This window comes from Streptomyces sp. NPDC054863 (assembly GCF_053610825.1).
Genome location: NZ_JBSGZD010000328.1, coordinates 1 through 8,623 on the forward strand (window position 1 = coordinate 1; position 8,623 = coordinate 8,623).

Consider the following 8,623-nt stretch of genomic DNA (forward strand, 5'->3'; position numbering starts at 1 on the left):
CGCAGGTGGCCCCGCTGGCCGCCGGAGGTGCGGCGGCGCTCCTCGCCGCCGCGGGCCTCACCGTCGTACGACTGCGCCGTCGCCCGGAGGCACGCGGTTAGCCCTCCCGTCACCGCACGTCACCGCACCGCACGGTGAACAGGTCGGGGTGCCCCACCGGGGGCGCCCCGACTGTCGGTGCCCGCAAGTAGGCTGTTCGACATGGCAGATCCCTCCAGCTACCGGCCCCGGCCGGGCCAGATCCCCGACTCACCGGGGGTCTACAAGTTCCGCGACGAGCACCGCCGGGTGATCTACGTCGGGAAGGCGAAGAGCCTGCGCCCGCGCCTGTCCTCGTACTTCCAGGACCTGGCGGGCCTCCACCCCCGGACGCGCACGATGGTCACCACCGCCGCGTCCGTCGAGTGGACCGTGGTGTCCACGGAGGTCGAGGCGCTGCAGCTGGAGTACTCCTGGATCAAGGAGTTCGACCCCCGGTTCAACGTCAAGTACCGCGACGACAAGAGCTATCCGTCCCTCGCGGTGACCATGAACGAGGAATTTCCCCGCGTCCAGGTGATGCGCGGCCCCAAGAAGAAGGGCGTGCGCTACTTCGGCCCGTACGGCCACGCCTGGGCGATCCGCGAGACCGTCGACCTGATGCTCCGCGTCTTTCCCGTCCGCACCTGCTCCGCCGGGGTGTTCAAGCGCTCCGCCCAGATCGGCCGCCCCTGCCTGCTCGGCTACATCGGCAAGTGCGCCGCCCCCTGCGTCGGCCGCGTCACCCCCGAGGAGCACCGCGAACTGGCCGAGGACTTCTGCGACTTCATGGCCGGCCGCACCGGCACGTACCTCAAGCGCATCGAGCAGCAGATGACGATCGCCGCCGAGGACATGGAGTACGAGAAGGCCGCCCGCCTCCGCGACGACATAGAGGCCCTCAAGAGGGCCCTCGAAAAGAACGCGATCGTCTTCAACGACGCCACCGACGCCGACCTGATCGCCCTCGCGGAGGACGAGCTCGAAGCCGCCGTGCAGATCTTCCACGTCCGCGGCGGACGCGTGCGCGGCCAGCGCGGCTGGGTCACCGACAAGGTGGAGAACGTCGACACGGCCGGCCTCGTCGAGCACGCCCTCCAGCAGCTGTACGGCGAGGAGCAGGGCGACGCCGTCCCCAAGGAGGTCCTCGTCCCGGCGCTCCCCGACGACACCGCTGCGGTCAACCAGTGGCTGACCGGCAAGCGCGGGTCGATCGTCTCGCTGCGCATTCCGCAGCGCGGCGACAAGAAGGACCTCATGGAGACGGTCCGGCGCAACGCGCAGCAGGCCCTCGTCCTGCACAAGACCAAGCGCGCCTCCGACCTGACCACCCGCTCCCGCGCCCTGGAGGAGATCGCCGAGGCCCTCGGCCTGGACGGCGCACCGCTGCGCATCGAATGCTTCGACATCTCGCACCTCCAGGGCGACGATGTGGTGGCGTCCATGGTCGTCTTCGAGGACGGCCTGGCCCGCAAGAGCGAGTACCGGCGCTTCGAGATCAAGGGTCGTGTCGGAGACACGCAAATTTGGCACGGCGAGGGACAGGACGACGTCCGGTCCATGCACGAGGTCGTCGCCCGCCGCTTCAAGCGTTATCTGGCGGCGAAGGAGAAGACGGGGGAGTGGGTGGGGGGTGAGGTGCCCGAGACGGAGGCCGAGACGGACGACGGCAGGCCCAAGCGCTTCGCGTACCCGCCCCAGCTCGTCGTCGTCGACGGCGGGCAGCCGCAGGTCGCAGCCGCCAAGCGGGCCCTCGACGAGCTCGGCATCGACGACGTCGCCGTCTGCGGCCTCGCCAAGCGGCTCGAAGAGGTCTGGCTGCCCGACGACGACGATCCGGTGGTGCTGCCCCGCAGCAGCGAGGGCCTCTACCTCCTCCAGCGCGTACGTGACGAGGCCCACCGCTTCGCCATCACCTACCAGCGCAGCAAACGGGCCAAGCGGTTCCGCGCCGGGCCCCTCGACGAGGTCGCGGGCCTCGGCGAGACCCGCAAGCGGGCCCTGCTCACCCATTTCGGTTCGGTGAAGAAGCTCCGGTCCGCCACAATTGACCAGATCTGCGAGGTTCCGGGGATAGGCCGCAAGACGGCCGAGACCGTCGCCGCGGCCCTCGCTGCAGCGGCTCCGGCCGCACCCGCCGTGAACACGGCGACAGGAGAGATCATTGAGGACGACGAGGACACCGCACCCGCGGTGACCCCGCCGCAGAACGGGGGATCAGCACATGACCGCACAGAGCACCCAGCAGAACCCAGAGCCTGAGAAGGGCCACGACCAGGCCCCCGACAGCACCCTGGACACCACCCCCGACCGAGAGCGAGACGGAGCACAAGTGAGTACGGGCACCACGCGGGAGGCCCCCGAGGCGGCCGAGACGCCCATCCCCGAGCTGGTCATCATCTCCGGCATGTCCGGAGCGGGCCGCAGCACCGCCGCGAAGTGCCTGGAGGACCTCGGCTGGTTCGTCGTCGACAACCTGCCGCCCGCGCTGATCCCCACCATGGTGGAGCTCGGCGCCCGCTCCCAGGGCAACGTGGCGCGCATCGCCGTCGTCGTCGACGTCCGGGGCCGCCGCTTCTTCGACAACCTCCGCGAGTCCCTCGCCGACCTCGACGCCAAGGGCGTCACCCGGCGCATCGTCTTCCTGGAGTCCTCCGACGACGCCCTGGTCCGCCGCTTCGAGTCGGTCCGCCGCCCGCACCCCCTCCAGGGCGACGGCCGCATCACCGACGGCATCGCCGCCGAGCGCGACCTGCTGCGCGAGCTGCGCGGGGACGCCGACCTGGTGATCGACACCTCCAGCCTCAACGTCCACGAACTGCGCGCCAAGATGGACGCCCAGTTCGCCGGCGACGAGGAGCCGGAGCTGCGCGCCACCGTCATGTCCTTCGGCTACAAGTACGGCCTGCCGGTCGACGCCGACCTCGTCGTCGACTGCCGCTTCCTCCCCAACCCGCACTGGGTACCGGAACTGCGCCCCTTCACCGGCCTCAACGAGGAGGTCTCGGGCTACGTCTTCAACCAGCCGGGCGCCAAGGAGTTCCTCGACCGCTACACCGAGCTGCTCCAGCTGATCGCCACCGGCTACCGCCGCGAGGGCAAGCGCTACGTCACCATCGCCGTGGGCTGCACCGGCGGCAAGCACCGCTCCGTCGCCGTGTCGGAGAAGCTGGCCGCCCGCCTGTCCACCGAGGGCGTCGAGACCGTCGTCGTACACCGGGACATGGGGCGCGAGTGACCAATCGCACCGTCCGGCTGCACCGCCTGCGCAGAGTCACCTCCGCGCTCGCCGGAGAGCCGGTTCCGCGCGCCGCACGCGGCCGGCGCGGCGCCACCCCCAAGGTCGTCGCGCTCGGCGGCGGCATGGGCCTGTCCGCCTCGCTCGCCGCGCTGCGGCGCATCACCGGCGACCTCACGGCGGTCGTCACCGTCGCCGACGACGGAGGATCCAGCGGCCGGCTCCGGGAGGAGCTGGGCGTCCTGCCGCCCGGTGACCTGCGCAAGGCCCTCGCCGCCCTGTGCGGCGACGACGACTGGGGCCAGACCTGGTCCCGCGTCATCCAGCACCGCTTCCAGTCCAAGGGCGACCTGCACGAGCACGCGGTCGGCAATCTGCTGATCGTCGCCCTCTGGGAGCAGCTCGGCGACCACGTACAGGCCCTGGACCTGGTCGGCAAGCTCCTGGGAGCGCACGGCCGGGTGCTGCCCATGTCCGCGGTCCCGCTGGAGCTCCAGGCGCTCGTACGCGGCCACGACCCGGCGCGCCCGGACGCCGTGGACACCGTCCGGGGGCAGGCGACGGTCGCGCTGACCCCCGGCGAGGTCCAGTCGGTGCACCTGGTACCGCACGATCCGCCCGCGGTTCCGGAGGCGGTGGCGGCGGTTCTTGACGCCGACTGGGTGGTTCTTGGACCCGGTTCCTGGTTCTCCTCCGTGATCCCCCACCTGTTGGTGCCCGAACTGCTCGATGCCCTGGTGGAGACCAAGGCGAGGCGGATTCTGTCCCTCAATCTGGCGCCCCAACCGGGCGAAACCGAGGGCTTTTCACCGCAACGTCATTTGGAGGTTTTGGCCCGACACGCCCCTAAACTCGCCCTCGACGTGGTGCTGGCCGACCAGGCCGCCGTGCCCGACCTTCCCTCACTCGCCGATGCCGCAAAACGGTTCGGTGCGACGGTCGAGCTGGCGCCGGTGGCCCGGCCCGACGGAGCCCCCAAGCACGACCCGGAGCTCCTGGCAGCCGCGTACGACCGTATTTTTCGGATGCATGGAAGGATCGGCCCATGGCGATGACGGCAGCGGTGAAGGACGAGATCTCCCGGCTTCCCGTCACCCGGACCTGCTGCAGAAAGGCAGAGGTCTCGGCGATCCTCCGGTTCGCGGGCGGGCTGCATCTGGTCAGCGGCCGCATCGTGATCGAGGCGGAGCTGGACACCAGCTATGCGGCACGCAGGCTCAAGAAGGACATCCTGGAGATCTTCGGGCACAGCTCGGAGCTCGTGGTGATGGCCCCCAGCGGTCTCCGCAGGGGCTCGCGCTATCTCGTCCGGGTGGTGGCGGGCGGCGACCAGCTGGCACGCCAGACCGGACTCGTGGACGGCCGCGGCCGTCCCATCAGGGGGCTTCCCCCGCAGGTGGTCTCGGGGGCCACCTGTGACGCCGAGGCGGCCTGGCGCGGGGCCTTCCTCGCGCACGGCTCCCTCACCGAACCCGGCAGATCCTCCTCGCTGGAGGTCACCTGCCCGGGCCCCGAGGCGGCGCTCGCCCTGGTCGGCGCGGCCCGCAGGCTCTCCATCGGCGCCAAGGCGCGCGAGGTGCGCGGCGTCGACCGTGTCGTCGTACGGGACGGCGACGCCATCGGCGCCCTGCTGACCCGGCTCGGCGCGCACGAGTCCGTACTGGCCTGGGAGGAGCGGCGGATGCGCCGCGAGGTCCGCGCCACCGCCAACCGGCTCGCCAACTTCGACGACGCCAACCTGCGCCGCAGCGCCCGCGCCGCCGTCGCCGCCGGGGCCCGCGTGCAGCGCGCGCTGGAGATCCTCGGCGAGGAGGTGCCCGAGCACCTCGCCGCGGCCGGCCGGCTGCGCATGGAGCACAAGCAGGCGTCTCTTGAGGAGCTGGGCGCGCTCGCCGATCCGCCGCTCACCAAGGACGCGGTCGCGGGCCGCATCCGCCGCCTCCTCGCGATGGCGGACAAGCGCGCCCAGGACCTGGGCATTCCCGGTACGGAGTGCAATCTGACCGAGGACATGTCCGAGGAGATCGAAGAGGAAATGGCCAAGGGCCTCGCCAACGGCATGGCGGGCGGTATCGCAGGCGGAATGGCGAGCGGCATGGCCGGAAGCCTCTGACCCGTACGACCTCGTGATCCGCACGGCCCCCGCTCCGCGGAATTCCTGACTCCGGATCAACTCGCTGCCCCTGGTGCCCCGTTGGGTGCCAGGGGCAGCTTTTTCGTGTTCCCTGTCTCCTCTTGACGTGACCATGAATGGTCATGATTCTGACGTTTGTTCACTCACGTGAAAGACAACAGCAAGGGGGGCACATGAGACGCAGAGCGAGATCGATCCTCGCCGCTTCTTCACTGCTGATAGCCGGAGTCGCGGCGGTACCCGCGGCCCAGGCACAGCCCGCCGGGAACGCCGCAGGGGGCGGCGACAGCATCTCGGTGTGGAACGCCAAGGTCACCCAGGCCCAGGTCCCGCTGCTGCTCAAGGCAGGCACCGACGCCCACGAACTGAGCGAGCGCGTCCCGGACAAGGGCACCGCCACGGTCGAGCTGATCCTCACCGTGAAGCAGGCCGCCGAACTCCGCGGCCAGGGCGTCGACATCAGCGAGCGCAAGGTCGCCTCCGCCAGGGCGCGTGCCGCGGTCCCGGGGGACGGCGTGTTCCGCCCGTACAGCGGAAAGGGCGGTCTCCAGGAGGAGCTGCTGGCCACCGCGCAGAAGTACCCGGACCTCACCAAGCTCGTCAGCATCGGCAAGACCGTGCAGGGCAAGGACATCCTGGCGCTCAAGCTCACCAAGGGCGCCAAGAGGACCGGAGACGGCGCCAAGCCCTCGACGCTCTACATGTCCAACCAGCACGCGCGTGAGTGGATCACCCCGGAGATGAACCGGCGGCTGATGCACCACTACCTCGACAACTACGGCAAGGACAAGCGGATAACGAAGCTGGTCGACAGCAGCGAGATCTGGTTCCTGCTCTCCGCCAACCCGGACGGCTACGACTACACGCACAGCAGCCCCGCGGACGGCGTCCGGCTGTGGCGCAAGAACCTCCGCGACACCAACGGCAACGGCACCATCGAGTCCGGCGACGGCATCGACCTCAACCGCAACTTCGCCTTCAAGTGGGGTTACGACAACGAGGGTTCCTCGCCCGACCCGGCCGACGAGACCTTCCGCGGCCCGACGCCGAACTCCGAGCCCGAGACCAAGGCGCTCGACGCGTTCCAGAAGCGCATCGGCTTCAAGTATGCGATCAACTACCACTCGGCCGCCGAGCTGATCCTCTACGGCATCGGCTGGCAGGTCGCCACCGGCAGCCCCGACGACGTGGCCCTCAAGGCCCTCGCCGGCACCCCGGAGAACCCGGCGGTCCCCGGATACCACCCGCAGGTCTCCTCGGAGCTCTACATCACCAACGGCGAGGCCGACGGCCACGCGGGCAACGTCAACGGCATCAAGATGTTCACGCCGGAGATGACCACCTGCGAAACCGCCTCCCACATCGACCCCAACGACCGCTGGAAGCCCGAGGACTGCGTCTCCGGCTTCAACTTCCCCGACGACGAGAAGCTGATCCAGCAGGAGTTCGCCAAGAACGTCCCGTTCGCGCTCTCCGTCGCGGAGACGAGCCTGACCCCGGACCGGCCGGTGTCCTCCGTCGGCATCGACGCCCCGGACTTCACGCCGGACCCGTTCACCTCCTCGTACGCCCGTGACAAGGACCAGGAAGTCAACGTCACGGTCCGCAAGTCGGTGCGCGACAAGGAGCTCAAGTACCGCGTCAACGGCGGCCGTACGCACGACCAGGCCCTGAAGGCCTGGGACGGCGGCGAGGTCTACGGCGACGAGGACAACACCTACTTCGACGACTACCGCGCCAAGGTCCAGGACGGCAAGCCGGGCGACAAGGTCGAGGTCTGGTTCACCGGCGTCACCAAGGCCGGAAAGCCCACCTCCAGCGAGCACTTCACCTACACGCTCGCCGAGCGCCCCAAGGCCGCGCACCTGGTGGTCGCCGAGGAGGGCGCACCCGCGACGCAGGTCCAGAAGTACGTGGACGCGCTCAGGGCGAACGGCCGCTCGGCCACCGTCTGGGACGTCGCCACCCAAGGCGCCCCGCACGCCCTCGGCGTGCTGGGCCACTTCGACTCGGTCGTGCACTACACCGGCGCCTCGGTGCCCGGCGGCCCGACCCAGCTCCAGCTCCGCTCGTACCTCAACGAGGGCGGCAAGCTGGTCGAGGCCGGTGAGAAGGCGGGCGGCGCCGCCAGGCTCGGCCCGGCCAACACCAACGACTTCAGCCAGTACTACCTCGGCGCGTACGGCCGGGTGGACTCTCCCGGTGCCACCGGCCTGGCCGGCGCAGGAGGCCTCGCCGGGGTCACCACCCCGCTGACCGGCGCCCCGGGCAACCCCCTGGACACCGCCGGCTCCTACCAGGTCACCTCGGACACGCTCCCGGTCGCACAGTTCCCGCAGTTCAAGAGCGCCCAGGCGGGCCGCTACACCGGGATCAACAACCCCTACGCCCCGTACGAGGGCCAGGGCATGGCCTCGGCGCAGAGCAACAACAGCAACTGGAAGCGCCTCACCCGCACCGTGGACCTCACGGGTGTCAGCGCCGCCGACAAGCCCGCGCTGAAGATGGCGCTCAACTGGGACACCGAGGGCGGCTACGACCACGCCCTCCTGGAGGCGCACACCACGGGCGCCGAGGACTGGACGACCCTGCCCGAGGCGGGCGGCCTGACCACGAACGCGGTGCCCGCCGAGTGCTCGGCCGGGTTCTTCATCAGGGCCCACCCGTTCCTGACGCACTACCTCACGCAGGGGACGGCCGGCTGCACGGCGACCGGCTCCAGCGGCGCCTGGAACAGCTTCACCGGCAGCTCCAACGGCTGGAAGCAGGTCTCCTTCGACCTGAGCGCCTACGCGGGCAAGAAGGTCGACCTGTCCCTCGCCTACGTCACCGACCCGGGCAGCCTGGAGCGCGGCGTCTTCGCCGACAACGCCCGGATCAGCGTCGGCGGCGCCGACCAGGCCGTCGAGGGCTTCGAGACCTCCCTCGGTGCCTGGGCGGCCACCCCGCCGCCTGCCGGCAGCCCGGCGGTCGTCGGACCGTGGGCCCGCACAGGCGAGCTGTTCCAGACGTTCGCGGGCGTCACCACGCGTGACACCGCACTCCTCGGCTTCGGCCTGGAGCACGTACCGGACGCCAAGCAGCGCGCCGTACTCCTGGAGAAGGCACTGAAGAGCATCAAGGGCTGATTCCGGAGCGCCGGGGCCGATGTCGGGACCCGGCTCCGGCAATGACTGAGAGTAGTCAGGGCTTTGGTCCCGACGGCCCGTACTCCCCGCTTCATTACTGGGGAG

Annotated in this window: 5 protein-coding genes; all 5 read left to right on the forward strand. The window is 70.3% G+C overall.

Features of this window, described 5'->3' with window-relative positions; translation table 11 throughout:
• Positions 1-201 precede the first annotated feature (201 nt).
• The 5 genes from uvrC (at position 202) to ACWGIG_RS33915 (ending at position 8,518) form a co-directional block, all read left to right on the forward strand.
• The gene (gene uvrC, locus ACWGIG_RS33895) at positions 202-2,280 is read left to right on the forward strand and encodes an excinuclease ABC subunit UvrC (protein ID WP_453325536.1); all 2,079 of its coding nucleotides are present in this window, start codon (positions 202-204) and stop codon (positions 2,278-2,280) included.
• Entirely contained in the window at positions 2,243-3,256 is a 1,014-nt protein-coding gene (gene rapZ / locus ACWGIG_RS33900) for an RNase adapter RapZ (protein ID WP_453325537.1), read from the forward strand. The genes uvrC and rapZ overlap by 38 nt, the downstream gene beginning before the upstream one ends.
• Positions 3,253-4,311 carry a gluconeogenesis factor YvcK family protein gene (locus ACWGIG_RS33905; RefSeq protein ID WP_453325538.1) on the forward strand — a complete coding sequence of 353 codons (1,059 nt, stop codon included), beginning with the start codon at positions 3,253-3,255 and terminating at the stop codon, positions 4,309-4,311. The genes rapZ and ACWGIG_RS33905 overlap by 4 nt, the downstream gene beginning before the upstream one ends.
• On the forward strand, positions 4,302-5,369 hold the full coding sequence (whiA, locus tag ACWGIG_RS33910) for a DNA-binding protein WhiA (RefSeq protein ID WP_453325539.1): 1,068 nt from the start codon (positions 4,302-4,304) through the stop codon (positions 5,367-5,369). Before ACWGIG_RS33905 ends, whiA begins: the two co-directional genes overlap by 10 nt.
• A gap of 194 nt (positions 5,370-5,563) precedes the next feature.
• Entirely contained in the window at positions 5,564-8,518 is a 2,955-nt protein-coding gene (locus ACWGIG_RS33915; RefSeq protein WP_453325540.1) for a M14 family zinc carboxypeptidase, read from the forward strand.
• Positions 8,519-8,623 lie beyond the last annotated feature (105 nt).

Excerpts from the sequence above, each read along its gene's own strand:
- rapZ (WP_453325537.1), top strand. The coding sequence starts at position 2,243 with ATGACCGCACAGAGCACCCAGCAGAACCCAGAGCCTGAGAAGGGCCAC.
- uvrC (WP_453325536.1), top strand. The coding sequence starts at position 202 with ATGGCAGATCCCTCCAGCTACCGGCCCCGGCCGGGCCAGATCCCCGAC.
- ACWGIG_RS33915 (WP_453325540.1), top strand. The coding sequence starts at position 5,564 with ATGAGACGCAGAGCGAGATCGATCCTCGCCGCTTCTTCACTGCTGATA.
- whiA (WP_453325539.1), top strand. The coding sequence starts at position 4,302 with ATGGCGATGACGGCAGCGGTGAAGGACGAGATCTCCCGGCTTCCCGTC.